Source organism: Paenibacillus sp. QJM3NY_38 (assembly GCF_056173265.1).
Map to the genome: position 1 here is coordinate 2,482,311 of NZ_CM149665.1, position 23,630 is coordinate 2,505,940.

Consider the following 23,630-nt stretch of genomic DNA (forward strand, 5'->3'; position numbering starts at 1 on the left):
TACAGGAGCATTCATTGGTTAGTGGGAACCCTATGAAAGAAGGCGTTAGCACATGAATAAACCGTTAGATGTATCGTATACGCCGGTTGTAGATTATGGCATGGCTTGGGAGCTTCAGAAACAACATGTTTCCGCCATCGATCAGGGGGAGCAGCATGAATGCTTGATGCTCCTTCAACATCCTCCGACCTATACCATGGGGTCGCAGCGTCATCCGGAGCACTTGCTTTTAAGCAAAGAGGAATTGGAGAAGCAGGGCATCGGCTTGTTTGAAATCGATCGTGGCGGTGACATTACATATCATGGTCCTGGACAGCTTGTCGGGTATCCGCTGTTACTGCTGGACGGCGGCAAGAATTTGAATCTGCACGGATTTCTGCGCGATGTGGAACAGGTCATCATCGATTACTTGGCATCATACAACATCGAAGCCGGCCGCAAACCCGAGTACACCGGGGTATGGGTAGGGGATCTGAAAATTTGCGCCATCGGCGTTAAATTCAATAAAGCCCGCCAGCATCGCGGATTTGTGACAAGCCATGGTTTTGCGTTTAATATTAAATCCGGGATCGCCGACGCGGGATTCGCTGGAATCATTCCATGCGGCATACAGGAATATGGTGTAACTTCATTGGAAGACTGTACGGGGCGGGTTTTTGAAGTAGAGGAAGTAGCCCGGGAGATCGTGCCTTTCTTCACCCGGGTATTTCCATATGAGGCTCGTTGGTTGTAACAGCAGGCGCTCGTAAATGCAGGGTGTCAGCGAAGGAACAATGGCTCAAGGATAACCAGCAGCGTTGATCCAATCATGGCAATCAGCATGAGGTAGATAACAATTCGAAACCACTTTTTACGTTGCATTGTGTAACTCCTTTGAAATAGGTTTAATGATGAACATACATGCAGCAGCATCATTTCATTGTGATATAGATATAAAGACATTGTATCGTATCTGCGAAAGAGAGGGAAGTCCAGTGATCTCAGAAGAGCGTATCATCCAAGAGTTTATGGAATTGGTTCAGGTCGATAGTGAAACCAAGCATGAAGAAGAGATCTCCAAGGTTCTCAAACATAAATTTTCCGTTCTTGGCTTTGACGTCATCGAAGATGATGCCAGAGAGAAGACAGGGCACGGAGCAGGAAATCTGATTATTACCTGGAAAGCGGACGAGGCGTCCTCGCAAGCGCCTAAACTGCTATTCACCTGCCATATGGACACCGTAACGCCAGGTAAAGGCATTAAGCCGACCTTGGGTGATGATGGCTGGATTCGAAGTGATGGAACGACTATCCTCGGGGCTGATGACAAAGCGGGCATCGCCGCACTGCTGGAAGGTATTCGGGTTATCCGGGAAAATAACATTCCCCACGGACAAGTCCAGTTTGTCATTACGGTAGGTGAGGAATCGGGTTTGGTGGGAGCTCGTGCGCTTGACCCTGATGTTTTGGATGCGCATCTCGGCTTTGCCCTGGATTCCAACGGTGAATTAGGCTCCATTGCAGTTGCCGCACCGACCCAAGCAAAAATCAAAATGATTATCAAGGGCAAGTCGGCTCACGCCGGAGTGAATCCGGAGGATGGCATCAGTGCCATTCAAGTCGCTTCAAAAGCGATAGCCAAAATGAAGCTGGGACGCATCGACAAAGAAACCACGGCAAACATTGGCAAGTTTCAGGGTGGAGGGGCAACCAACATCGTCTGTGATCATGTTCAGATTGATGCTGAAGCACGCAGTATCGTTCAAGAGAAAGTGGATAAGCAAGTAAATGATATGCGTGAGGCGCTCGAAACTACCGTGCGGGAGTACAATGCCAATTGTGAGTTCATTAGCGAGATAGTCTACCCGGCTTTTAGTTTTAATGAACATGATGAGGTCGTTCAGCTTGCGCAGCGTGCCATCGGCGGTTTGGGCTTGCCCACCCGCACGTTCCGCTCCGGAGGCGGTAGTGACGCCAACATTTTTAACGGTCTTGGAATTCCAACCGTCAATTTGGCGATTGGATATCAAGATATTCATACGACACAGGAGCGCATTCAAGCTGCAGATCTGGTCAAGGCGGCACAGATCGTTGTTGCGATCATCCAGGAAACGGCTAAGGCTTAGTCGATCATCAGACATGAAGAAAATGTATAAAGCCCGCGGCGGACGTTTTACGTCCCTGCGGGCTTTTAGATTTGTCGATTAATTCAAGGTTGCCATGGGCGATTGGTTCTCCCGTCTTTTTTGGGCAGGCGACCAAGTGGTATGCCAGTTCGTGTTCTCGACCACATGCAATGCGGCATTGATGTTGTCTATGTATGGTTCAATCTCTTTCCTCGCCACTGCCGAGGAATACTGTTCCTCAAGGCGGGCAGAGAGGGAGATCAAGGCTGACTGCAAATAACAAGCAGCTTCGCCGAATCGTATCTCTGTACGCCCGGGATAAACCACTCTAAGCTGCTCGAACAGGGATGCAGCCTCATCATATTTTCCTTGATCATATAAATGCTCTGCCGCTATAAAGCAGACTTTCATACAGTTGCTGTCCTGCTCTTCAAGCGGCAGCGCTTCCAATTGGTTTAATTTTGAAATTGCGAGTCCTCTGTAGCCTTCATCATAAAGAATACAGATCAGAGCATAATAAGCATGCTCGCCGCTATGGGTAAGCAGATGTTCGGCTATGGATATCATATTAAGCGAAACGGCAGCGCGTGCTAATTCTATAGTATCCGACATGGCGATAAATCGGTCAGGGATCGAATGGTTTATGTTCCACTCGCAGAGCTGCCTGATTCTGGCCAGCTGTGCCCCTTCAGAAGTTCTTGGACGAGGCAGTTCGCGCAGGTGGTGAGTCGAATCGCGAAGGTAACTGTCGATGAGCTGCATGGCTACAGAAACTTGACCCGTCATGATCAGGCAAGCCACATATTGGATACAGGTATCTGGATATAAACTCCCCTGTTTAGCAAAACAATGGGCAGCTTCCGGATAAGCTCCGATGTAGAATAGTGATCTGCCAACCATGATGTTGGAAGCCGGAAAGCTTCTTGTTTCGTCCAGGAGTCGTTCACAAATCGTGTTGTCTGAAATCCCCTGCATGTGCAGGAGTGCAGCCCACTTGTTCAGAGCCTCTTGGACGTAGGTACCGGAATGCTGTACGACGGTTCTGAAAGCTTCCTCCGATTTGCCGAAGGAACGCATCCGCATGCTCAATAACCCGTATTCGAGCCAGCTTAGATCAACTTCCTTCCAGCCCGAGCTCGTCTTGTCGGTCGGGCCGGATTGCGCAGCTTCCCTGAAGCTCTTTAAAGCCTTCTCAAGATACCCGCGTCTTTTGTACCACTTACCGCGCTCATATTCAGTTGAAGGTGGATTAGTGATTGGTTCGGTTTCAATAATAGGTATATGTCGCATGTCGAAGCCTCCCAATGTTATAACACCCATATAGGTGTAAAGGTCATGGTCCGTATTCGAAAAAAATAGAAAAAAGTCGAAAATCAGGTCGTAAGACCTAATTTCACCCCTTGTTTTCGTAAATATTTTTAGAAGACTTAGAAATTATATCCATAATCTTTGTTTCCGAGCCCCATTGCTGTTGCCACTGTTTCAGCATGATCCGGATCTGCCAAGCCTGTCCTACCATATGTACGGAATGATCCCCTTTGTAGCTTTTCATGGGCAGGTTCCTTCTTTCTTGTAAATTTTGATATAATACACCTTATGCAATAGCATGGTCAGTCATGCCGTTTTTAAACAAAGGAGGTCATTTTGTGAGCGATATCGGCAGTAAGAACCGAGAAGCCTCGGATAAATTGCTGGAAGAAACCACCCTGTCTACCCAATCGATTTTTGAAGGGAAGATTATTTCACTGCAGGTCGATACGGTGAAACTGCCCAATGGGGGGACTGCGAAACGTGAAGTTGTCAGACACCCCGGCGCAGTTGCGGTGCTTGCTATAAAAGGCGACAAAATGTTGGCCGTCAATCAATTTCGTCAGCCGCTTGGGCGTTGTGAGGTTGAAATCCCTGCAGGCAAGCTGGAGCGGGGGGAAGATCCGCTGGAAGCGGCGAAGCGCGAACTACAGGAAGAAACGGGTTATTCGTGCGGTTCCATTCGTAAACTGCATTCCTTTTATACCTCCCCGGGATTTGCAGATGAGATCATTCACTTATATCTGGCAGAGGATCTGGTCAGCGGCGACATGAACCCGGATGAGGATGAATTTATAGAGATGATGGAAATCTCGCTGGAAGAGGCGTATTCACTTATACAAGAAGAAAGAATCAGCGATGCGAAGACCATTCTCGCCGTTTATGCTTGGAATATGTATAGCCTGACAGGAAAAATCTGATATGCTGCAGCCTGAAAAGAACATGTCAACCGGGGAGAAGCTTCAGTCCTATTACTGCGACATGCACATTCACATAGGGCGCACAAGCAGCGGACAAGCTGTGAAAATTAGCGCAAGTAACAATTTGACCTTTGAGAATATAGCCGTGGAGGCCTCGGAGCGCAAAGGCATCCAAATGATCGGTATCATCGATTGCCATTCTCCTTCGGTACAGCACGATATACTCCAATGTTTGGACAGCGGCGTCATGCAGGAGATAGATGGAGGCGGCATCGCGTATCAGGATACGGTGATCCTGCTTGGAAGCGAGATTGAAATTCGCGAAAGCGGCCGTGGCGCAGCCCATGTGCTGGCCTATTTCCCTGACCTGAACACCATTCAGGAGTTTTCTGTCTGGATGGCAAAATACATGAAGAATGTGCAGCTTAGTTCACAGCGCATCTATGTCAGCCCTCGTGAGCTGCAGCAGGAGATTTTGGATCGCGGCGGGCTGCTGATACCTGCACACGTCTTTACGCCTCATAAGGGACTGTACGGCAGCATGGCGGATCGTATGAGCGAGGTGCTGGACCTGAACGGGATTGCGGGAATAGAGCTTGGACTCAGTGCTGATTCCTCGATGGCCGGGCGGATAAGCGAACTGGACGCCTACTCCTTTCTAACCAACTCGGATGCACATTCGCTTGGGAAAATCGGCAGGGAATACAACCGGATTGACATGGCGAAGCCTTCATTTACCGAATTTCGCCAGGCGCTTGGAACAAGTAACGGTCGAAGAATCAGCGCGAACTACGGGCTTAATCCCAGACTCGGAAAATACCATCGTACTTACTGCGGCGGCTGTGACAGCATTCTGGAGGAGGGCAGCGATATTCATGAATTGGTGCGCTGTCCTTACTGCGGGAGTACCAAGCTGGTGCAGGGCGTGTTTGATCGGATTCTGAACATCGCTGACCGTAAAGAGCCCATAGTACCGCAAAGCCGGCCGGCATATCACTATCAGGTTCCGCTAGAGTTCATCCCGGGCCTTGGCAAATCGTCGATGTCGAAGCTGCTGGGGGCTTTCGGCACCGAAATGCACATCCTTCACCAGGCTACGGAAGCGGAGCTTGCCGCTGTTGCCGGGGAAGGGCTCGCTGCCAGCATTGTGATGGCTAGGAACGGGACATTGTCCTTATCGGATGGCGGGGGAGGCTCTTACGGGAAGGTTCTCCGCTAAATCGACCAACTCTTTCAATCGCTAGGTCATACAAGAAGGGTGATGGTCATAGAGTAGAGTAGAGACACAGAAAGGAGACTCTATTCTATGCAATCATTCCGCCAAGCCTTTAAGGATCAGACCATGCTCTATGTGTTCGTGGGCGTCTTGTTTTTAGTTGGCGTCCTGTTTGGAGCGTTGATGGTCAATGCACTTTCATTGGAGCAGCAGCAGGAGATGGCCCGATATTTAAACCACTTTTTTGTAAACGTGCAGGACGGTGGAGAAACCATGAGTCAGTCTTCTTACTGGAGCATCGCAGCCCTTCATCTGAAATGGATCGGTTTGATATGGATTCTGGGATTGTCCGTCATCGGGCTTCCGGGAATATTGATATTGGACTTCTTAAAAGGAGTGCTCATTGGGTTTACGGTCGGTTACTTGGTCGGACAGTATTCTTGGAAAGGACTGCTGTTCGCCTTGGTGTCGATTGCGCCGCAAAATTTGTTCATCATCCCCGTGCTTATGATGTGCAGCGTAGCGGCGATAACCTTCTCCCTATACATCATCAGGGACCGGTTTATTATGAATCGCGGCGGGAGCATGGTAAAGCCCTTTGCCTCGTATGCGATGCTGACCTTTTTCATGGTCCTGATAACGCTCGGAGTCGCTTCTTTTGAAACCTGGGTAACCCCGGCCATGATGCGCTGGGTCACGCCAATGTTGCTATAATCCGCGAATTTTTCCATAAAGCAAAACCGTTTGACTTTGTTTGTCAAATCCCCCTATAATGAAGGAAGTGAACAATAACGTGCAGTGATTTCCAAGGGGGAGGGAAACGATGGAAGCGCGGATCGACAAAATTAAGCAGCAGCTACAATCCCAAGGATACAAATTAACGCCCCAACGGGAAGCCACGGTAAGCGTATTGTTGGAAAATGAAGACGACCACCTTAGCGCAGAGGATGTATTTATGCTCGTGAAAGAGAAGGCTCCGGAGATCGGTCTGGCAACCGTGTACCGTACCCTAGAGCTGCTCAGTGAGCTTCATGTTGTCGAGAAGATAAATTTTGGCGATGGTGTCGCCCGTTATGATTTGCGGACAGATACTTCGAAGCATCACCATCATCATTTGATATGTACTCAATGTGGAAGCATGGATGAGATACGCGAGGATTGGCTCGGTCCATTGGAAGAGCGGTTAGAGCGAGAGTTTAACTTTACCGTTCATGACCATCGGCTTGATTTCCATGGCATATGCTACCGTTGCAAAGAGAAGGGCAAGAATGACCAGGACAAATCATAATTTTATATCATTCAACAAACCGCAGTGATGACCATCACGGCAAGCCCTCTACGGCGGTAAGCCGGGAGGGTTTTTTAGATGGTAACCAAAATATATATGGAACATGCACGAGTTCGTATCGTTCACGCAAGAACAATCTATCATTCTACATCATCCATGTACGTCGATAAGACGTTTTTTTTATTCTATCCCAATAACCGCCAAGTCCAATGACTAAAGAACATCAGAGGAAAGCGTCATAATCCAGCAGCTTGTATCATAGGATTTACGTGAAGTATACCTGTAATACCCACTTTCACTTGGTGATCAAGCAAAGATGAAAGAGAGGCGCTGCCAGTGATTATATCGATCCGAAAAATAGGCTCACTGATCCGATTTATTACGATGTTTGCTGTTCTGACGATGTTTTTTTACTTCGTGCTGGGTTGGGTGGGAGATTGGCTGACCCCAGTGGATCCTTACCGTGCGCCTTCCGGTCAAGCGGTTAAGGCTTTTCAGCCTGAAAGCACCATGGACTCCCGATATTCGCCGGCGGAACGTCTGCGATTGTACTACTGGTATGGGGAGTGATCGTGCTTGTAACGGGCACACGGGAATAGGAGCAAAACGATCATGAAACAATATCTGGACGAATATGTAACCTATCTGGAAGACGTGAAGGGATTGTCCCGAAGTACGATTGAATCGTACCGGGCCGACTTACAAGGATTCATTGCTTTTGCAGAGGAAAGAGACGTTATCAATCCGCAGGAAGTTACACGTACCATGCTTGGATTATACATGGGAAGACTGAGGCAGCAGGGCAAGGCGGCATCAAGCCAGCTTCGCTGCACGGCTTCCTTGCGTTCCTTTTTTCAATATTTGGTGCGTCAAGCCGTTATAGGACAAGATCCGACCCAGCTGCTGGATAATCCGAAGCCGGAACGGAAGCCGCCCAAGTCGCTAACCATTGAGCAGGTGGACAAGCTGCTGTCGGCCCCGGATTCCGGCACCCCTCAGGGGGCCAGGGACAAAGCGATGCTGGAACTGCTATATGCTTCAGGTATTAAGGTGTCGGAATTGGTGAATTTGAATACGCATGACATAAATATGGAGTTGCGATTTCTGCGCTGTGCCGTTTCCGGAGGGAAGGAGCGAATTCTTCCAATTACTCAGATCGCAGCCGAGAGCGTGGCTTTTTATATGCAAGACATGCGGGACAAGCTGATTCGTGATGCGGACGAGGATGCATTATTCCTGAATTCACTCGGTACGCGCTTGACACGGCAGGGATTTTGGAAAATTATTAAAAAGTATGGCAAGCTGGCCGATATCGATGAGGAGATCACGCCGCATACCCTTCGCCATTCGTTTGCTATTCATTTGCTGCAGAACGGCGCCGACTTGCGTTCGGTTCAGGAGATGCTGGGTCACTCGGCATTATCCACCACCGGCATGTATCAATCCACCAAGAAAAGCATGAAGGAAGTATATGATCATTTTCACCCGAGATCTTAGCGGGACCTGCTCGACTAGGATCTACAACTTATTCTCAGTTAGGAGAGGTATGAACATGAGTTCAATTCATCAGGAAAGCATTAAGGAAGCAGCGGCATACATACGCGGGCAGAAGGGTGTCGAGCCCCAGGTCGGCTTGATTTTGGGTTCAGGACTCGGCGTGCTGGCAGAATTAATTGAGAATCCGGTCTCCATCCCGTACACGGACATTCCTCATTTTCCCGTGTCCACCGTAGAAGGCCATGAAGGAGAACTGCTGCTGGGCACGATACACGATCGACCTGTCGTTCTGATGAAGGGCCGTTTCCATATGTATGAAGGCTATGGTCCGGAAGTGACGGCTTTCCCGGTGCGCGTCATGAAAGAGCTGGGCGTGAAAAGCCTGCTGGTTACCAATGCGGCGGGCGGCATCAACACGTCCTTCGAGCCGGGTGACCTCATGCTGATCTCCGATCATCTGAACATGACAGGCACCAACCCGTTAATCGGGCCGAATGATCCGGAGCTTGGCGTTCGGTTCCCGGACATGTCCCAGGCTTACAGCCGTCAGCTTCGCCAATTGGCAAAAGAAGTCGCGGTGGGTCAGGGCATTGCGCTTAGAGAAGGGGTCTATGCAGGTTTGCTCGGACCAACCTATGAAACGCCTGCCGAGATCGTCATGCTGCGTACGCTCGGCGCGGATGCGGTAGGCATGTCTACGGTGTCTGAGGTCATTGTGGCCAGACATGCCGGTCTTGAAGTGCTGGGCATCTCCTGCATCAGCAACATGGCAGCCGGAATATTGGATCAGCCGCTATCCCATGACGAGGTTATGGAGACTGCCGAGAAGGTCCGGGAGAAATTCCTTGCGCTTGTCATGGCCATTATTCCAAAAATGTAATAACCCATTTTAGCAAGGGGCTGGGCTCCGGCGGATTTATATCTGCCGAGTCCAGCTTTTTTGCTATAAGTTTTCAGCGAAGCTGAACCATTCTGTATTCGCATTTATACGTGTTTGGGGTCCCCGCAAAGTATTTGGAATAAGCATCGAAGCATAGGCTCCACTTTATGGGGTTATTCTGTGTTCCTTTTAAGATCAAGTGATAATATTTCCGTAAAATACTGGAATAATTTGTTTTCATCCTGACGACAATGAATAGCAGACCCGTTATTTTTCGGGATGCCATTACGAATGTCAGGAGGGGATGGAAGTGAAAAAAGCGTTAATCGCTGGATTGCTGGTTCTATTTGTAGGGTTGTCCAGTGCGGCTGTACCAAGTTATGCAGAAGAAAAAAGCAAACCCGGCGAAGGATCATCTCAAGAGGAACTGGCACCAGGTGCTCGTTCTGCTATATTGCTGGATGCGGATACCGGAACCATTATTTACGAGAAAAACAGCCATGATAAGCTGCCTCCGGCGAGCATCACCAAAATTATGACGATGCTGCTTACGATGGAGGCCATCGATGAAGGACAATTGCAGTGGACGGATAAGGTGCGTACCAGCGAATATGCGGCCTCCATGGGCGGGTCACAGATCTTTCTTGAGCCCGGCGAAGAGATGACGGTGGATGAGATGCTCAAAGGCATAGCCATGGCATCAGGCAATGATGCCTCCGTCGCGGTGGCGGAGAAAATTGCCGGCTCAGAGGAAGCGTTTGTGAAGCTGATGAACGAGAAAGCGGCCGAGCTGGGAATGAAGGATACACATTTTGTGAACTGCAACGGACTTCCTGCAGAGAATCACTATACTTCGGCCCACGACATTGCGGTCATGAGCCGGGAGCTGCTGAAATATGACCAGATCACCAAATATACGGGAGCCTATCAGGATTATTTACGTAAAGATTCAGAAAAACCGTTCTGGCTGGTCAACACAAACAAGCTGGTTCGATTCTACACGGGTGCTGACGGATTGAAAACCGGATACACGTCAGAGGCCAAATTCTGTTTATCGGCAACGGCCAAACGGGACGGACTGCGCGCTGTAGCCGTTGTCATGGGAGCTCCGGATACAAAGACTCGGAATAATGAAGTATCTCGCATGTTTGACTATGCCTTCTCCCAGTATTCGATGCATTCCATCTATAAACCGGGTGAAGTGTTAGGTATCGTGAAGGTCCAGAAGGGAACCGTGCCTGAGATCTCGATTCAAGCGGATAAAGATTACAGCGTGCTGGTTAAGAAGGGCGTAAAAAGTCCGGATATCCGTCATGAGATTCAGATGGACCCGAATTTGAAGGCGCCGGTAGCCGCCGGACAAGTCGTCGGCAAGCTAACGGTATATCAAGGTGATCGGGTCGTGAAGGAGTTCGAGCTGACATCTCCTGTCGAGGTGAAGAAGGCCGGATTCTGGAAGCTCTTTAAACGGACAACCGGCAGGTTGTTTCATGTAGATTAATAGGAGTTTTCTTCTAGTTTTGTCGGGATGCAGGAATGTCATTTTCAAATGTAGAAATCTTTGTTCATGTCAGGGAGGAGAGTGAGCAAACATGAATCTGCATGTTGATATGGAGCATCACAGGCATGTACTGATTGTCCGTCTGTCCGGGGAACTGGATCATCATACGGCTGATCATGTCCGGATGCAGCTGGATGAAGCTATTCAGAGACGTCAAACAGAGCACTTGGTGCTGAGCTTAAAGGACTTGGACTTTATGGACAGCTCGGGACTTGGGGTCATCCTGGGACGCTATAAATTCATCAAGCAAAAAGGCGGAAAGATGGCGGTATGCGATGTCAAGCCGCAGGTTTACCGCTTGCTTGAAATGTCGGGGCTGTTCAAGATCATGCCGATATATGAGAACGAGAGCACGGCACTCTCGGGTTTGGAGGTAGTGTCATGAGTGAAGGAAAAGCACAGCATAATTTTATGACTCTGCAGTTTGCCGCAAAGTCGGAAAACGAATCCTTTGCCCGTGTCGCCGTGGCTGCGTTCATCTCCCAGATGGATCCCAACATGGATGAGCTGAGTGACCTAAAAACGGTAGTCTCCGAAGCGGTCACAAACAGCATTATCCACGGTTATGATAGTGATCCGGATGGGGTTGTCAAGATTGAAGCCTCCATAGACGGGGATATGATCACGCTGTGCATTGAAGATTCCGGCCATGGGATCGAAGACTTGGAGATGGCCAAGCAGCCGCTTTATACATCAAAGCCAGAGCTGGAGCGATCCGGCATGGGATTCACCATCATGGAAAATTTCATGGATGAATTTGAAGTGGTCAGCGAACCAGGCAGCGGTACGTCGATCAAAATGAAAAAGAGGATCGAATCTAAGAAAGCTTTATATAATTAGGGGTTGGACAAATGGATGCCGATGTGAAGAAAACTTCGCAGACTTATTTGGACGACGCGGAGGTCAAACGACTCATTGCACTTAGCCAAAGCGGGGATAATGTCGCCCGGGACACGCTCGTCAACTGTAATATTCGTCTTGTCTGGTCTGTCGTTCAGCGGTTTATGAACCGGGGGTATGAGCCTGATGATCTGTTTCAGATCGGCTGTATCGGTCTCCTCAAATCCGTGGACAAGTTCGATCTCAGTTATGACGTAAAGTTCTCGACCTATGCCGTACCGATGATCATCGGAGAAATTCAGCGCTTCTTAAGGGACGACGGGACCCTGAAGGTCAGCCGTTCGCTTAAGGAAATGGCCAACAAAGTCAGGAAGAAGCGGGACGAGCTGTCCAAGCAGCTCGATCGGCTTCCAACGGTGAAAGAGGTTGCCGAAGAGCTTGGGGTAACCCCCGAGGAAGTGGTGTTTGCCCAAGAGGCGAACAAACCGCCAACCTCGATTCATGAGACCGTATTTGAAAATGACGGGGATCCCATAACGCTAATGGATCAGATAGCTGATGAATCGCAGGAACGATGGTTCGACAAGCTGGCCTTGAATGAAGCGATAGGCGGCTTGACCGAACGGGAGCGGCTCATTGTATATCTGCGGTATTACCGGGATCAGACGCAGTCGGAAGTTGCCAGCCGGCTGGGCATATCCCAAGTACAGGTATCGCGACTTGAGAAAAAAATATTGCAGAGCATACGGAACGAGATCGCGCAGTAGCGGCTCGCAGCCGTTATTCTAAAGAACTGCTCAAACTGACGCCGCCCTTAGGGGACGGCGTCTTTTCATTTTTCAACAACCTCCCTGTTGATGGAGCGGATAAAGAAAGTATGGTAAATCCGAGTAGAAAGGAGAGACATTTCCCATACTAACGGTAATTTAGCAGTAAAGGAGTGTTTCGGATGAAGGTTAATCCCACTCCGACGGTGTTTCTGCAGCTAAGGAGCCGCATACGGTTACCAAGAAACCAGACCGTCAAACTAGGTGATGTCGCCTTCATAGTCTGCGAGCCCGAATGGGAGAAACGGCTGAGAGCCTTGCCGCTTACGCAGCCGAAGGATATCGATGGCAACCGCCTTGTCATGGATCTGATACAAATCATCCCGAAAATTCAAGCCTTGATTCCTGGCGCCCATATTGAACCGATGGGAAACCATCATACCCTGGTAGAGCTTATTGGTCCGGAGAGCAAGCGGTCCAAATTGTGGTTCCCGCTCATTTGGCTGCTCTTGTTTTTCGGTTCGGCGCTTACCATTATGAACTTCCATGCCGATGTCAACATGCTCGAGGTACAGATCCGAATCGTCGAGATGGTGACGGGGAAAAGAGACGAGCATCCTTATTTGTTCCAGATTGCATACTCGCTCGGGCTCGGATTCGGAATGACGGTGTTCTTCAATCATTTGTTCAAGAAAAAATGGAATGAAGAACCGACCCCGCTCGAGGTGGAAATGTACCTCTATCAGGAAAATCTGGATCAGTTCGTGGTCGCCGAAGAATATCGGAAAATGAACGCCAGCGCGGATACACCAGGTAAGGAACCATGATGATATCCATTCTGCAAGGGATATTCACCATTGTTCTTGGCGTAGCTGGGGGCATCGCCGTCGGCGGCGGAGTCATTGCGCTCATCATCGTGCTGGACATCATTCCGAGATTGTCCCAGCTGACGGCAACGTACAACCGGGTCCATTGGTATGAAGGGGCTTTAATTGCCGGATCTTTTATCGGCACGGTGGCCGATTTCTGGCGATGGTCCGTTCCTTTGGGACCGGTTGTGAGTACCGTGATCGGATTGATGTGCGGGATATTCATCGGCATGCTGGCAGCCGCATTGACCGAAGTATTGAATGTATTGCCGATTCTGGCCAAGCGGCTCCGGTTGACGGGGTATTTGTTCGGTCTTCTTATGGCCATGGTCGCAGGCAAAGTAGCGGGCTCTCTGTTCGACTGGTTTGTTTACAGCAAGTAATAGTTAAGGCTAGGAGGTAGGTTATGGACGAGAAAACAACATATAACGGCGAACGGGAGACCGATATTCCGATCATTCCGCCATCGGAGATCAAAGCATTGGAGGAACAGGAGCTGGCGGAGAAGAGGGAGGCCGAAACCTCCAACAGCACCGAGGAATCCGTCATCTACTGGCAGCACACAGACCATGTCCCCGCAAAGCTGAGTGATCTGAAAAAAGTGCTTAAGGAAGTTATCGGTCTTGGAGTTTCGTTTGATGTGGTATTCCGTGAAATGAACTTTGCCGGCAGAAATGCGGGGCTTCTCTTCCTAAACGGCTTCACGAATGATGCCGTGGTGACGGATATACTGACAAGGCTGACGTATCTGACACCGGAGGATGTGAGCAATCAGGCACTTACCGAGATGATGACCCGCTATATTCCCCATGTCCAAGTGGAGCGGGATACAAGACTCAGCAAAGTGATTAACGAAGTGCTCTCCGGTATATGTGCGCTGTTCATTGAGGATGCGCATTCCGCCATCTTGTTGGATACCCGGAAATATCCTGTGCGCGGGCTCGAGGAGCCTGCGGTGGAACGTGTCGTTCGCGGCGCAAGAGATGGTTTTACGGAGACACTCGTTACCAACGTGAACCTGGTGCGAAGACGGGTTCGTGATCCGGGACTTCACGTCGAGGTCATGAAGGTCGGAAGGCGGACGAGAACCGATGTGTGTCTGGTTTTCATTGATGATATCGTGGACCGCACGCAGGTTGAGGCGATTCGCGATAAAATCAAGGAGGTGGATTTAGAGGGGCTTCCACTAGGAGATAAACAGCTCGAAGAAGCAATCGTGAACAAAGGCTGGCACCCTTTTCCGCTGGTCCGATATTCGGAACGGCCGGATGTTGTATCCTCCCATCTGCTCGAAGGCCGAGTTGTTGTCATGGTAGATACTTCACCGAGCGTGATGATTATGCCAACCACGTTTTTGGATCTGTGTCAGCATGCCGAGGAGAATCGCCAAACCCCATTTATGGGGACATATCTCCGCTGGATACGTTTTATTGGCATTTTTGCATCCATGTTTCTGCTCCCGCTGTGGATGCTGCTTGTTGTCCATCCTGAACTGAAGCCGCCGGGACTCGATATCATCGGTCCGCAGGAGAACGCTAAAATTCCGATTATCCTGCAGTTTTTGATCGTTGAATTCGGCGTGGATTTGCTCCGCTTGGCTGCCGTTCATACACCGACGCCGCTAGCGTCGGCGATGGGGTTGATCGCTGCCATCTTGATCGGCGATATCGCCGTTAAGACCGGATTGTTTGTCAACGAGGTCGTCTTGTATATGGCGGTTGCATCCATCGGGATGTATGCAACTCCGAGTTATGAGCTGGGACTTGCCAACCGGATGGTCAGGCTGCTCCTTCTGCTTGCAACAGCCCTGTTTGCGGTGAAGGGTTTTGTCATCGGGACGACGCTTCTGATTCTGCTCCTGACGACACACCGTTCCTACAATTCCTCTTACTTGTGGCCATTTATACCATTTAGTGCAAAAGCGATGGGCGAAATTTTGTTCCGCAAACCGCTGCTTCTATCAAGAAGACGCCCGGCCCACAATAAAACGCGCGACAACACCAAAATGGGTCCTGAAATGAATCCGAGGGGCGAGCAATAACAATAACACAAATGTTGTGTTGAAAAATCCATTTTGATTACCTTCCGTTGTCTGCTATACTGTGAACAATTATTCGATTACCCTATTTTGAATCAATGGATCGGAGGAATTGTAAGCATGTTTTTACACGGTACAAGCAAGATTAACGATCAGGGGCATTTGGAAATCGGCGGGTGTGACACATCCGATTTGAAAGCTCAATATGGAACACCATTATATATTGTAGACGAGCAGTCGGTTCGCAATCGTTGTCGGGAATACATCGAGGCCTTCAAGGCGTCCGGCTTGAAGTTCCAAGTCGCGTATGCAAGTAAGGCGTTTTGCGTGATGGCCATGTGCCAATTGGCCGATCAGGAAGGTATGTCGCTTGACGTCGTATCAGACGGAGAGCTGTACACCGCACTTGAGGCCGGATTCCCGGCAGACCGGATTCATTTCCACGGAAATAATAAAACCCCGGAAGAAATTGAGATGGCGCTGGATGCGGAAATTGGCTGTTTCGTTGTCGATAACGTAGTTGAACTGCATATGCTGCAAGCGATTGCTGCCGAGAAGAATCGGAAGGTCAACATTCTGCTACGCGTGACACCGGGTGTTGAGGCTCATACGCATGAGTATATCTCAACAGGCCAAACGGATTCGAAATTTGGCTTTGATATCGGCAACGGCTCTGCTTATGAAGCGGTGAAGCTTGCCGAGGCTCAAGCGAACATTCATCTGATGGGTATTCATTCCCATATCGGCTCCCAGATTTTTGAGGTGGAAGGCTTTCAGATGGCTGTTCAGCGCGTAGCTGAATTCGCGGTTTCCGTTAAAGAAGGTTTGGGGGTTGTGTTCAAGGTTGTAAACCTTGGGGGTGGTTTCGGTATCCGTTACGTGGATGGCGATACGCCGCTTCAAGTATCCCAGTATGTAAAAGCGATCACGGATGCCGTGAAGACCCATTTTGCGGGCCTTGGCTCCGAACTTCCTGAAATTTGGGTGGAACCGGGCCGGAGCATTGTTGGTGATGCAGGCACCACCCTGTATACGGTGGGCACAAGCAAGGATATTCCCGGAGTGCGTAAATACGTTGCCGTAGACGGCGGAATGACGGACAACCCGCGCCCGGCGCTGTACGAGTCGAAATATGAAGCGCTGCTGGCGAACCGGGCGAATGAGAAACCGGAAGAAACGGTATCCATTGCCGGCAAGTGCTGTGAGAGCGGAGACATGCTCATCTGGGACTTGGAGCTTCCGAAGGTAGCAACAGGCGATTTGCTGGCCGTATCCTGCACAGGCGCATACAACTATTCCATGGCTAGCAATTACAACCGAATCCGCAAACCTGCAGTCGTGTTCGTGAAGGACGGACAGAGCAAGCTGGTCGTACGCCGTGAGTCGCTTGCGGACATCATCAGTCATGATGTGGTGCCGGCAAGTGTAACCAAAGAAACCGTAACCAATTAAACTGAAGTTTGTTTTACGGCTCTAAAACCCAAGAGGGCCCGCCACTGCCTCCGGCTGCGGTCAGGGCTCTTTGGTATGCCTTGACTTGAGATGTGATGTGTAAACGGGGGACAAGATCGTTTTTGCTTCGAAGCTCAATTCATAGTAAACTATAGAATGCATTGTAATAAAATCGATTAAAGCGTTCTAATAACGGAAGGAGATAACACATATGGCTAAAAAAGCGAAGATCACATTAGAGAACGGCAAAGAGGTAGTGCTTGATCTGTTCGAGAATGATGCACCGAATACGGTAGCTAATTTTGAGAAATTGGCGAACTCCGGTTTTTATAACGGTCTTGTATTTCACCGCGTAATTCCTGGGTTCGTTGCTCAAGGCGGCTGCCCACAGGGAACGGGAACCGGCGGTCCTGGCTATACCATCAACTGCGAAATCAACCCTAACAAGCATGAGCGTGGAAGCTTGGCCATGGCGCATGCCGGCCGCAACACGGGCGGAAGCCAGTTCTATGTATGCTACGAGCCGCAGCCGCATTTGGACGGACAACATACGGTGTTCGGTAAAGTTGTAGAGGGCATGGAGTATGTGGATGCATTCAAAGGCCGCGACAAAATGGAAAAAGTAGAAGTATACGAAGCGTAACCATTAGCTTTTGTTCAGGACAGGCTCACTCATAAGGGTGAGCCTGTTTTTAATATTCCGGGGAGGGGTTAGGCAGGGTCAGGGAATAATTGGCGGAGCTCCTCCGGAACAGGCCGGCTTTTTCGGGTATGTACATCCATCGCCACACTGGTAACGGCGGCATCCGCGCACAGCTCTCCCTGTTCGTTGTATATCGTCTGAGTCAGCACATAACTCGTACGACCCATAGCATGCGGTTCGGTCACGATCGTCAGCCGTTCGCCCTGGCCGCACTCCTTGCGGTAATTAATATTGATATTGACGGTAACGGTCTGGACGCCGAGCCGTTTCAATATGTCATATTGAAGATTTCCTGCTTCGTACCATTCCTCACGACCCCACTCCAGATATTCCAGGTATTTGGCGTTGTTTACATGTCCGTTGACGTCGATTTCCGTAGGACGGACGACAATGTCCAGCGAAGTTTTCATCGTTGTGCGCTCCTTTTCAACTGTATCTAGTTCCCGTGTTTATCTTATCTATCTGTTCTCCCTTGGGGGAGAATTCTCCTTCTACATACATTACACATATTGGTATTAAGTTATAGACTTTAAAAAAGTTAGTTGTTTTTCTTGCAATTTTCAAAAGGTGGTGATAAGATTCTTCATAAGATCAAACAATTTCATATGTTTAATCCTTCGGGGCAGGGTGAAATATATGAAAAAAGCTATGCTTTAAACCCAATTGTATCAAGGGTTCTCAACATAGCGAGTAAAAAACGGTAGGAAAACGGTAGGTTTTTAATTATAAATCTATTTATTATGTTTATCTAATTATCGTCTTCATTATTCAATAAACTCTCTAGAGTCTTAGCGGCATCTTCTTGCATGTTCGGCATCATGTGAGAATAGGTATCCATAGTAACTTTAATTGATGAATGACCAAGCATCTCTTGTACAATCTTTGGATGTACTCCAGCGCTAAACAGAAGGGATGCACAAGTGTGTCTAAGATCGTGAAATCTAATTTTTCTAACTCCGGTTGAATTAACCACTCTAACCCAAAATTTATGGAAGTTGTTAGTTTGAATAGGGTTACCCGACTTATCACAAAACACATAATCATTGTCATTATAATTACCCGAATTAAGTCCTTGACGTTTCTCAGCATCAATTAATTTCTTGTGCTGTGTTAATACCTCGATTACATAATCCGAAGTGGTAATAGTTCGATTACCTGCTGCAGTTTTTGCTCCCAACTTCACTTCGTTTAGGAAGCCAATAGTTTGCACAATTCTAATTTGTTTTTTCTTAAAGTCAATATCTTTCCAGCGTAAGCCTATCAATTCACCTCGCCGCATTCCTGTGTAAATAGCAACTATAAAGAATGGTTTATGACGATGGTTTAATCTACTTAGAAATGTCTGTACTTCTTCCTTGGTCCAATAATCAACATTGCTTTTTTTAACAGTTGGTTTCGAACTTTCATCCATGAAATCAATTGGATTGCGAAGGATTAGTTCTTTTGTAACTGCAGACTTCAACGAAGTTTGGACTAAGTTGTATACTTTCTTGATAGTTCCTTCAGCCAACCCTTTGCCTCTCATTTCCTTTAAGAGTTCTTCGATATGACTGTATGAGAGTTTCTGTAGTGGTACAAACTCAAGAACGGGAAGTATGTGGTTCTCTAAATGACCTTCATTAGTGTAACGTGATTGCTTACCTATGTTGCTTTTATTTTTGAGCCATTGAGTAATGTAGTCTCCAAACATCATATTAGAAGGATTAATAAACTGTCCCTTTTCCCAATCAGCCCTCGCTAATGCTTCTGCTTTCCTGGCTTCAATTTTTCCAGTGAATCCTGACTCTTTAATAGTTTTCCGTTTACCGTTGTGATCTTTAACTTCGAATGCGTATCTGTAATGCGTCTTACCTTTTTTTTGATACTCATATATTGGCATATAAAAGTAATTCCTCCTTTCCACATAAAATAAATATAAACAAAAATATCATTTATGTCCATTGTTTTTTGTTGTGTATTTAAAGGAATTTAATAAAGAAAAGCAAAATAACTAGTATTGAGAAATTATTCTGATAATACTGATTAAGGATGGTACTTGTATGAGAAGAAAAGAAGACAAAACTTTAAATGTCTCAAATATCGAATACAAAGGAAGGATTTACCCAACTTATGCTGACCTTCTGAAGCAAATAAATAAGGATTATGTTTATCACCCTAAAAGCAGCAAGAAGGTAAGTTCAAACCAAAAGTGATATTTATGGTATAATTAACCTATATAACTAATAGCGGACGGAGGGCTTTTGTGAAATTATTTATTGGAGGTACTATTGTTTTTTTAGGATTATTATTTGGTTTTAGTTCAAATCCTGCATTCTTTCTCCTTTGTACAATTGGCGCTGCTTGGTTGTTTTATGTATTGTATTCAGACTATGAAAAGGAACGAAAACAGCAAGAACAAATTGTCATGAACAGGCAACAACAAATCGAAAACTATACACCAACTCAACAGTTTTATTTAAATGGAAAAGCTATTTCTATTGACGAAAATTCAAATAAATTGGCTATCTCAGACGAACATAATGATTATGTCGTTAATTTCTCTGATATTATTGAATCAGAGATCATTGAAAATGAAGTGTCAGTAACAAAAACTTCGCGCGCTTCACAGTTAGGGGGAGCAATTGTAGGTGGCGTGTTGGCAGGCGGTGTTGGAGCAGTTGTAGGAGGGCTTTCAGGGGCTAAAAGGAGTGAAACGGCAGTCAATAAGGTCACATTAAAGATCGTGGTCAACAATCTCCAAAATCCTAATCTCAGTATCGACTTCCTAAAGAGTAGTTTGGATTTAAAACCAGAACATCCAGAACTCGTCAAGGCCAGAACAGCAGCTGATCACTGGTATGGAATAATAAGTGTAATAATTAAAAGACAATCAGAAGTTGTTTGATAATGTTCGTGTTTTCAATATAGGTTTTTTTCTATATGGACTTTTTCAATGTGGACTTTTTTGTCTACATTGAAAATACGAACATTAACAAAAAAACAAATATGCATTAGAGTTTTCTAATATGGTGAATCGCCATTAAAGTCTAGGGGATATTTTAATAAAATAAAAATATAAAAATATCTTTACATTTCGATAATCATAATATATACTGTGAATATGATGTACAAAACATAAAGGGAAGGAGTGATAAATATGACGACTCAAGAACGTGTAATGAAGTTGATTGAAGATAGGGGGGTTAAAAAGGGTTTTCTTTCGAGCAAAATTGGGGTAAACCAGCCTTACTTTTCTAATTTTCTTAGAGGGCAAGTGGAATTGAAAGAAGATAAAATTGAAGCACTAAACAAGTTGATTGATTCATATTATCCATATTAATAAAATAAACATATACAAAAAGGGAGAATTGAATGGGAATTATTAATATCAATAAACTGAATCCTCATCCGAAAAACGATTTCTATTTCACTGATATAACTGGTGATAAGTATGAGGAAATCAAACGTAGCATTGATACATATGGTATTAGAGATCCACTGAAGGTTACAACGGCATATACTATCATTTCTGGTCATCAACGCTATAGAATTGCAACAGATTTAGGGCTAATAGAGGTTCCAGTAGAGATCGTTGATGTAGATGAATGGCAAGCTGAATACATGCTTATTGCTGAAAACATTGAGCGCAGAGGAGAAGCAGAAAGCGATCCGATTAAGAAGGGAAGGATTGCAGGATTCTTGAAGGAGTATTGGGGAGTTAAGAATGGTGGAGACAGAAAAGCAGACCGCCAAAATGGCGAAGTGAAAAATATTCAAAATATTGCTGATTTTATCAATGAGCCAAAACGAAACGCTGAAAGATTGCTCAAACTCAACTCTCTAATCCCTCAACTGCAGTCACTAGTGTCCTCTGGCGCACTTGGAACCACAGCAGCTGAACAATTATCCCATCTCACGGAGGAAGAGCAACAAGCCCTGTTTGAAACTCTAGGTAATGATGTAGGTGATATTACTGTTGAGGAAAGTAAAATGATCAGACAAGAAGTGCAAGGCCTAAGGGATGAGAATAAGTCCCTCCAGGACACAATTGAATCCTTAAAGAACCAGTCACCGCGAATTGTACATAAGGAAGTTGTTAGAGAAGTTGTTCCAGATAAGGTTAAAAATGAATTGGAACAATATAAGAACATAAAGACTAAACTCAAAGATATTGAAGCTGAAAGGGATAGATACATTAGTCAAGCTAAGGAACTAGAAGAAAAACTACGAGAAAGCCAGTCAGACTACGGAAATATATCGCCGGAGAGTAAATTATATTTGAAGAAACGACCCAACATTCAGAATCTTGTTTACGAACTAATAGATAGTGTTAAATTCTTATCTATTACACCGCCGAGAGATCTAAATGATATGTATACTTCTGATGCAATTGTTATGTTTGATAATCTTATCAAGGCTGCAATAGATGCTAGAGATGCTTTCTCAAACAAGAATAGTAACTTTATCGATGCTGATTATTCAATAATTGATCAATAATAATAATTTTAAAAGGGAGAAATTAAATGAACAATAACTTAAATAATATTTTTCAAGAATCAAAAGACTATTATGAGCTGATTGTAAAAAGAGATGAAATGAATAATAGCAATAAGAGAGATCAATTTGAAAAAATACTGGAAGAAAGTGCAGCATTAATTTTCGCTTTCCAGGGAGACAAAGATATTTTTAAGTTCTCTGGCATTCCAAAGTGTGGAAAGCTTGCTGTGAATAAGATTTCTGAAAAAATAACTGAAGTATTATCGAGTATTAAAGCGGATAGAATCAATTTACTTAACTTGTATGATATTACCCTAGATGTGCACTTTGGTACTGAACATTTCCCTTCAGTACAGAGAATCATTAAAACAGATCAAGATAAAGAACAGTATCTAAAGGCACTTTCATACTTTGTAGCAAGACATATCCTGATACATAAATATCGGCTAAATAGAATTGCAAACAATGACATGAAAGCAATTGTTGGTGATTATCTGGATATTAGAAATGCCAACAATGGAATTTATATTGGAATGCATCAAATATCTAACAAGCTCATTGAAGGAGATATAAGCCCTAAACAAGCAATGTCTAAACTAGAAGATATTATGTGGGAAAGAAGAAATAACCTTGCCAAAAGAGCTATTGCGTACAATGGTGGATATTTGTACAATCAATCAATGATACTGAAATTAAACGAACAAGAAAATGAAATATTAAAGTTTAATTATAGTAATAAGAAAACAAAAGGACTAAAGGAAGCCAATTAAATAAACATAAACAAAATGGAAAAATACATATAAAGCTGTCTCATTGTAGGCAGCTTCTACACATATATAAGGAGGCATGAGATGTCAGGAATCAAATTCATACATATCAAGAACGAGGCTGTACGAGACGGTAATTTAAATCCCAGAGACTTTTGTGTATTACTAGCTCTCAAATTGTTTTCTTTTGACGGTGAAAGCGAGAAGGATTCATTCTACATAGATAACCGATTGTTCAAGTATTGGACAAATATTAATGATAATGTGACATTGAAGAAATCTTTTAAAAAATTGTACGCTCAGGGCTATGTCAAAAACGAAATTAATACACTAATTCAGAGTAGACCAACGATGATTGAACTAAACATGAACAGAATTAAAGCAAAAAAAGGCTTCACTAGAGTGCCTATTAAGTTATTAGAAATGCTAAGGGATAATGCAATCACTCATGCAGGTGTAAGGCTGATTTATTATTACGAAAGTATGATTTCAAGGTCGGATTCACGTAAGGACTTTTGTTATCCCTCTGAATTTCGCATTTGTAGTGAGACGGGAATAAAATCACCTAAAACAGTTAGTGTACATAATGAACTGCTTGAGAAGTTGAAACTAATTAAGATAACTAACCATCGACTCGAAAGTCATGGATACTCAATTGACGGTGAGCATCACAACTCAAGATTCAACAATCATTACACCGTAAACTTAGAAAAGTTATTGTGAAAATCTCTATAGGTAAATCATCGAAGAACTCCTAAAAAACATCGAAGAACAATAGGTAATTTATCGAATAACAATCGGTAAAACATCAGCTACAAATTGCCCACTAAGAAGTAATATATAAACATAGACTATAAAACCATAGATAAAACCAGTATCTAAGACAGGTTGCGGCGCAGCCTTAACCTTTACTTTCGTTCATGATTCGCTTCGCTTGTGTTGT

The 23,630-nt window shown here is 45.8% G+C and carries 29 protein-coding genes; 24 read left to right on the plus strand and 5 right to left on the minus strand.

The window, feature by feature from the left end:
• Positions 1 to 52 precede the first annotated feature (52 nt).
• Complete coding sequence (gene lipB / locus AC0VZ8_RS10975; protein WP_071223877.1) at positions 53 to 733, plus strand: lipoyl(octanoyl) transferase LipB; 681 nt, start codon at positions 53 to 55, stop codon at positions 731 to 733.
• Between the two features lie 26 nt (positions 734 to 759).
• On the opposite strand, the gene prli42 is transcribed toward lipB, so the two are convergent.
• On the minus strand, positions 760 to 861 hold the full coding sequence (prli42, locus tag AC0VZ8_RS10980; RefSeq protein ID WP_162487679.1) for a stressosome-associated protein Prli42: 102 nt from the start codon (positions 859 to 861) through the stop codon (positions 760 to 762).
• A gap of 113 nt (positions 862 to 974) precedes the next feature.
• On the opposite strand from prli42, the gene AC0VZ8_RS10985 reads away from it, so the two are divergent.
• Positions 975 to 2,105, plus strand: coding sequence for a tripeptidase T (locus tag AC0VZ8_RS10985; protein WP_475486830.1), 1,131 nt, complete (start codon positions 975 to 977; stop codon positions 2,103 to 2,105).
• A gap of 78 nt (positions 2,106 to 2,183) precedes the next feature.
• On the opposite strand, the gene AC0VZ8_RS10990 is transcribed toward AC0VZ8_RS10985, so the two are convergent.
• Both AC0VZ8_RS10990 and mciZ read right to left on the minus strand, forming a co-directional pair.
• A complete protein-coding gene (locus AC0VZ8_RS10990; RefSeq protein WP_475486831.1) occupies positions 2,184 to 3,395 on the minus strand; it encodes a tetratricopeptide repeat protein in 1,212 nt (403 codons plus the stop codon).
• A 103-nt stretch (positions 3,396 to 3,498) separates the two neighbouring features.
• Positions 3,499 to 3,657, minus strand: coding sequence for a Z-ring formation inhibitor MciZ (gene mciZ / locus AC0VZ8_RS10995; protein ID WP_194541891.1), 159 nt, complete (start codon positions 3,655 to 3,657; stop codon positions 3,499 to 3,501).
• Positions 3,658 to 3,751: 94 nt separating this feature from the next.
• On the opposite strand from mciZ, the gene AC0VZ8_RS11000 reads away from it, so the two are divergent.
• The 16 genes from AC0VZ8_RS11000 to AC0VZ8_RS11075 all read left to right on the plus strand — a co-directional run bounded on the left by AC0VZ8_RS11000 (position 3,752) and on the right by AC0VZ8_RS11075 (position 17,384).
• Positions 3,752 to 4,333: an NUDIX domain-containing protein gene (locus AC0VZ8_RS11000; RefSeq protein WP_260063996.1), complete on the plus strand. Its 582-nt coding sequence runs from the start codon at positions 3,752 to 3,754 to the stop codon at positions 4,331 to 4,333.
• A gap of 1 nt (position 4,334) precedes the next feature.
• The gene (locus tag AC0VZ8_RS11005; RefSeq protein ID WP_475486832.1) at positions 4,335 to 5,552 is read left to right on the plus strand and encodes an endonuclease Q family protein; all 1,218 of its coding nucleotides are present in this window, start codon (positions 4,335 to 4,337) and stop codon (positions 5,550 to 5,552) included.
• A gap of 87 nt (positions 5,553 to 5,639) precedes the next feature.
• A complete protein-coding gene (spoIIM, locus tag AC0VZ8_RS11010) occupies positions 5,640 to 6,263 on the plus strand; it encodes a stage II sporulation protein M (protein ID WP_071223882.1) in 624 nt (207 codons plus the stop codon).
• A gap of 109 nt (positions 6,264 to 6,372) precedes the next feature.
• A complete protein-coding gene (gene fur, locus AC0VZ8_RS11015; RefSeq protein ID WP_006209405.1) occupies positions 6,373 to 6,837 on the plus strand; it encodes a ferric iron uptake transcriptional regulator in 465 nt (154 codons plus the stop codon).
• 336 nt (positions 6,838 to 7,173) lie between these two features.
• Positions 7,174 to 7,407, plus strand: coding sequence for a YqzK family protein (locus AC0VZ8_RS11020; RefSeq protein WP_100536268.1), 234 nt, complete (start codon positions 7,174 to 7,176; stop codon positions 7,405 to 7,407).
• 42 nt (positions 7,408 to 7,449) lie between these two features.
• Positions 7,450 to 8,334 carry a site-specific tyrosine recombinase gene (locus AC0VZ8_RS11025; RefSeq protein ID WP_475486833.1) on the plus strand — a complete coding sequence of 295 codons (885 nt, stop codon included), beginning with the start codon at positions 7,450 to 7,452 and terminating at the stop codon, positions 8,332 to 8,334.
• Between the two features lie 55 nt (positions 8,335 to 8,389).
• Entirely contained in the window at positions 8,390 to 9,214 is an 825-nt protein-coding gene (locus AC0VZ8_RS11030; RefSeq protein WP_071223885.1) for a purine-nucleoside phosphorylase, read from the plus strand.
• A gap of 310 nt (positions 9,215 to 9,524) precedes the next feature.
• Complete coding sequence (locus tag AC0VZ8_RS11035) at positions 9,525 to 10,715, plus strand: D-alanyl-D-alanine carboxypeptidase family protein (protein WP_071223886.1); 1,191 nt, start codon at positions 9,525 to 9,527, stop codon at positions 10,713 to 10,715.
• A 91-nt stretch (positions 10,716 to 10,806) separates the two neighbouring features.
• Positions 10,807 to 11,160, plus strand: a complete 354-nt coding sequence (gene spoIIAA / locus AC0VZ8_RS11040) for an anti-sigma F factor antagonist (RefSeq protein ID WP_071223887.1) — start codon at positions 10,807 to 10,809, stop codon at positions 11,158 to 11,160.
• Positions 11,157 to 11,615, plus strand: coding sequence for an anti-sigma F factor (spoIIAB, locus tag AC0VZ8_RS11045; protein WP_071223888.1), 459 nt, complete (start codon positions 11,157 to 11,159; stop codon positions 11,613 to 11,615). Before spoIIAA ends, spoIIAB begins: the two co-directional genes overlap by 4 nt.
• Positions 11,616 to 11,626: 11 nt before the next feature.
• Complete coding sequence (sigF, locus tag AC0VZ8_RS11050) at positions 11,627 to 12,382, plus strand: RNA polymerase sporulation sigma factor SigF (RefSeq protein WP_006209412.1); 756 nt, start codon at positions 11,627 to 11,629, stop codon at positions 12,380 to 12,382.
• Positions 12,383 to 12,564: 182 nt separating this feature from the next.
• Positions 12,565 to 13,209, plus strand: coding sequence for a stage V sporulation protein AA (locus AC0VZ8_RS11055; RefSeq protein WP_071223889.1), 645 nt, complete (start codon positions 12,565 to 12,567; stop codon positions 13,207 to 13,209).
• Entirely contained in the window at positions 13,206 to 13,634 is a 429-nt protein-coding gene (locus AC0VZ8_RS11060) for a stage V sporulation protein AB (protein WP_071223890.1), read from the plus strand. The genes AC0VZ8_RS11055 and AC0VZ8_RS11060 overlap by 4 nt, the downstream gene beginning before the upstream one ends.
• Before the next feature lie 23 nt (positions 13,635 to 13,657).
• Positions 13,658 to 15,292, plus strand: a complete 1,635-nt coding sequence (locus AC0VZ8_RS11065; protein ID WP_260063993.1) for a spore germination protein — start codon at positions 13,658 to 13,660, stop codon at positions 15,290 to 15,292.
• Between the two features lie 117 nt (positions 15,293 to 15,409).
• Positions 15,410 to 16,741, plus strand: coding sequence for a diaminopimelate decarboxylase (gene lysA, locus AC0VZ8_RS11070; protein ID WP_260063992.1), 1,332 nt, complete (start codon positions 15,410 to 15,412; stop codon positions 16,739 to 16,741).
• Between the two features lie 211 nt (positions 16,742 to 16,952).
• Positions 16,953 to 17,384: a peptidylprolyl isomerase gene (locus AC0VZ8_RS11075; protein ID WP_009595227.1), complete on the plus strand. Its 432-nt coding sequence runs from the start codon at positions 16,953 to 16,955 to the stop codon at positions 17,382 to 17,384.
• A 68-nt stretch (positions 17,385 to 17,452) separates the two neighbouring features.
• Here AC0VZ8_RS11075 and AC0VZ8_RS11080 read toward each other — a convergent pair whose 3' ends face one another.
• On the minus strand, positions 17,453 to 17,854 hold the full coding sequence (locus AC0VZ8_RS11080) for an acyl-CoA thioesterase (RefSeq protein ID WP_071223893.1): 402 nt from the start codon (positions 17,852 to 17,854) through the stop codon (positions 17,453 to 17,455).
• A 338-nt stretch (positions 17,855 to 18,192) separates the two neighbouring features.
• Entirely contained in the window at positions 18,193 to 19,323 is a 1,131-nt protein-coding gene (locus tag AC0VZ8_RS11085) for a tyrosine-type recombinase/integrase (RefSeq protein ID WP_475486834.1), read from the minus strand.
• 160 nt (positions 19,324 to 19,483) lie between these two features.
• Here AC0VZ8_RS11085 and AC0VZ8_RS11090 point away from each other — a divergent pair, with 160 nt between their 5' ends.
• The 6 genes from AC0VZ8_RS11090 (at position 19,484) to AC0VZ8_RS11115 (ending at position 23,410) form a co-directional block, all read left to right on the plus strand.
• The gene (locus AC0VZ8_RS11090; RefSeq protein WP_475486835.1) at positions 19,484 to 19,636 is read left to right on the plus strand and encodes a hypothetical protein; all 153 of its coding nucleotides are present in this window, start codon (positions 19,484 to 19,486) and stop codon (positions 19,634 to 19,636) included.
• 50 nt (positions 19,637 to 19,686) lie between these two features.
• A complete protein-coding gene (locus AC0VZ8_RS11095) occupies positions 19,687 to 20,328 on the plus strand; it encodes a hypothetical protein (protein WP_475486836.1) in 642 nt (213 codons plus the stop codon).
• A gap of 252 nt (positions 20,329 to 20,580) precedes the next feature.
• A complete protein-coding gene (locus AC0VZ8_RS11100; protein ID WP_475486837.1) occupies positions 20,581 to 20,763 on the plus strand; it encodes a hypothetical protein in 183 nt (60 codons plus the stop codon).
• A gap of 32 nt (positions 20,764 to 20,795) precedes the next feature.
• On the plus strand, positions 20,796 to 21,920 hold the full coding sequence (locus tag AC0VZ8_RS11105) for a ParB/RepB/Spo0J family partition protein (protein WP_475486838.1): 1,125 nt from the start codon (positions 20,796 to 20,798) through the stop codon (positions 21,918 to 21,920).
• A gap of 26 nt (positions 21,921 to 21,946) precedes the next feature.
• Complete coding sequence (locus AC0VZ8_RS11110; protein WP_475486839.1) at positions 21,947 to 22,690, plus strand: hypothetical protein; 744 nt, start codon at positions 21,947 to 21,949, stop codon at positions 22,688 to 22,690.
• 81 nt (positions 22,691 to 22,771) lie between these two features.
• Positions 22,772 to 23,410: a hypothetical protein gene (locus AC0VZ8_RS11115; protein ID WP_475486840.1), complete on the plus strand. Its 639-nt coding sequence runs from the start codon at positions 22,772 to 22,774 to the stop codon at positions 23,408 to 23,410.
• The last annotated feature ends 220 nt before the right edge of the window (positions 23,411 to 23,630 follow it).

Excerpts from the sequence above, each read along its gene's own strand:
- spoIIAB (WP_071223888.1), top strand. The coding sequence starts at position 11,157 with ATGAGTGAAGGAAAAGCACAGCATAATTTTATGACTCTGCAGTTTGCC.
- AC0VZ8_RS10990 (WP_475486831.1), bottom strand. The coding sequence starts at position 3,395 with ATGCGACATATACCTATTATTGAAACCGAACCAATCACTAATCCACCT.
- AC0VZ8_RS11060 (WP_071223890.1), top strand. The coding sequence starts at position 13,206 with ATGATGATATCCATTCTGCAAGGGATATTCACCATTGTTCTTGGCGTA.
- spoIIAA (WP_071223887.1), top strand. The coding sequence starts at position 10,807 with ATGAATCTGCATGTTGATATGGAGCATCACAGGCATGTACTGATTGTC.
- AC0VZ8_RS11065 (WP_260063993.1), top strand. The coding sequence starts at position 13,658 with ATGGACGAGAAAACAACATATAACGGCGAACGGGAGACCGATATTCCG.
- AC0VZ8_RS11080 (WP_071223893.1), bottom strand. The coding sequence starts at position 17,854 with ATGAAAACTTCGCTGGACATTGTCGTCCGTCCTACGGAAATCGACGTC.
- AC0VZ8_RS11055 (WP_071223889.1), top strand. The coding sequence starts at position 12,565 with ATGAAGGTTAATCCCACTCCGACGGTGTTTCTGCAGCTAAGGAGCCGC.
- AC0VZ8_RS11085 (WP_475486834.1), bottom strand. The coding sequence starts at position 19,323 with ATGCCAATATATGAGTATCAAAAAAAAGGTAAGACGCATTACAGATAC.
- fur (WP_006209405.1), top strand. The coding sequence starts at position 6,373 with ATGGAAGCGCGGATCGACAAAATTAAGCAGCAGCTACAATCCCAAGGA.
- AC0VZ8_RS11005 (WP_475486832.1), top strand. The coding sequence starts at position 4,335 with ATGCTGCAGCCTGAAAAGAACATGTCAACCGGGGAGAAGCTTCAGTCC.
- AC0VZ8_RS11110 (WP_475486839.1), top strand. The coding sequence starts at position 21,947 with ATGAACAATAACTTAAATAATATTTTTCAAGAATCAAAAGACTATTAT.
- lipB (WP_071223877.1), top strand. The coding sequence starts at position 53 with ATGAATAAACCGTTAGATGTATCGTATACGCCGGTTGTAGATTATGGC.
- AC0VZ8_RS11115 (WP_475486840.1), top strand. The coding sequence starts at position 22,772 with ATGTCAGGAATCAAATTCATACATATCAAGAACGAGGCTGTACGAGAC.
- prli42 (WP_162487679.1), bottom strand. The coding sequence starts at position 861 with ATGCAACGTAAAAAGTGGTTTCGAATTGTTATCTACCTCATGCTGATT.
- AC0VZ8_RS11025 (WP_475486833.1), top strand. The coding sequence starts at position 7,450 with ATGAAACAATATCTGGACGAATATGTAACCTATCTGGAAGACGTGAAG.
- AC0VZ8_RS11100 (WP_475486837.1), top strand. The coding sequence starts at position 20,581 with ATGACGACTCAAGAACGTGTAATGAAGTTGATTGAAGATAGGGGGGTT.
- lysA (WP_260063992.1), top strand. The coding sequence starts at position 15,410 with ATGTTTTTACACGGTACAAGCAAGATTAACGATCAGGGGCATTTGGAA.
- sigF (WP_006209412.1), top strand. The coding sequence starts at position 11,627 with ATGGATGCCGATGTGAAGAAAACTTCGCAGACTTATTTGGACGACGCG.
- AC0VZ8_RS11090 (WP_475486835.1), top strand. The coding sequence starts at position 19,484 with ATGAGAAGAAAAGAAGACAAAACTTTAAATGTCTCAAATATCGAATAC.
- AC0VZ8_RS11030 (WP_071223885.1), top strand. The coding sequence starts at position 8,390 with ATGAGTTCAATTCATCAGGAAAGCATTAAGGAAGCAGCGGCATACATA.
- AC0VZ8_RS11075 (WP_009595227.1), top strand. The coding sequence starts at position 16,953 with ATGGCTAAAAAAGCGAAGATCACATTAGAGAACGGCAAAGAGGTAGTG.
- spoIIM (WP_071223882.1), top strand. The coding sequence starts at position 5,640 with ATGCAATCATTCCGCCAAGCCTTTAAGGATCAGACCATGCTCTATGTG.
- mciZ (WP_194541891.1), bottom strand. The coding sequence starts at position 3,657 with ATGAAAAGCTACAAAGGGGATCATTCCGTACATATGGTAGGACAGGCT.
- AC0VZ8_RS11105 (WP_475486838.1), top strand. The coding sequence starts at position 20,796 with ATGGGAATTATTAATATCAATAAACTGAATCCTCATCCGAAAAACGAT.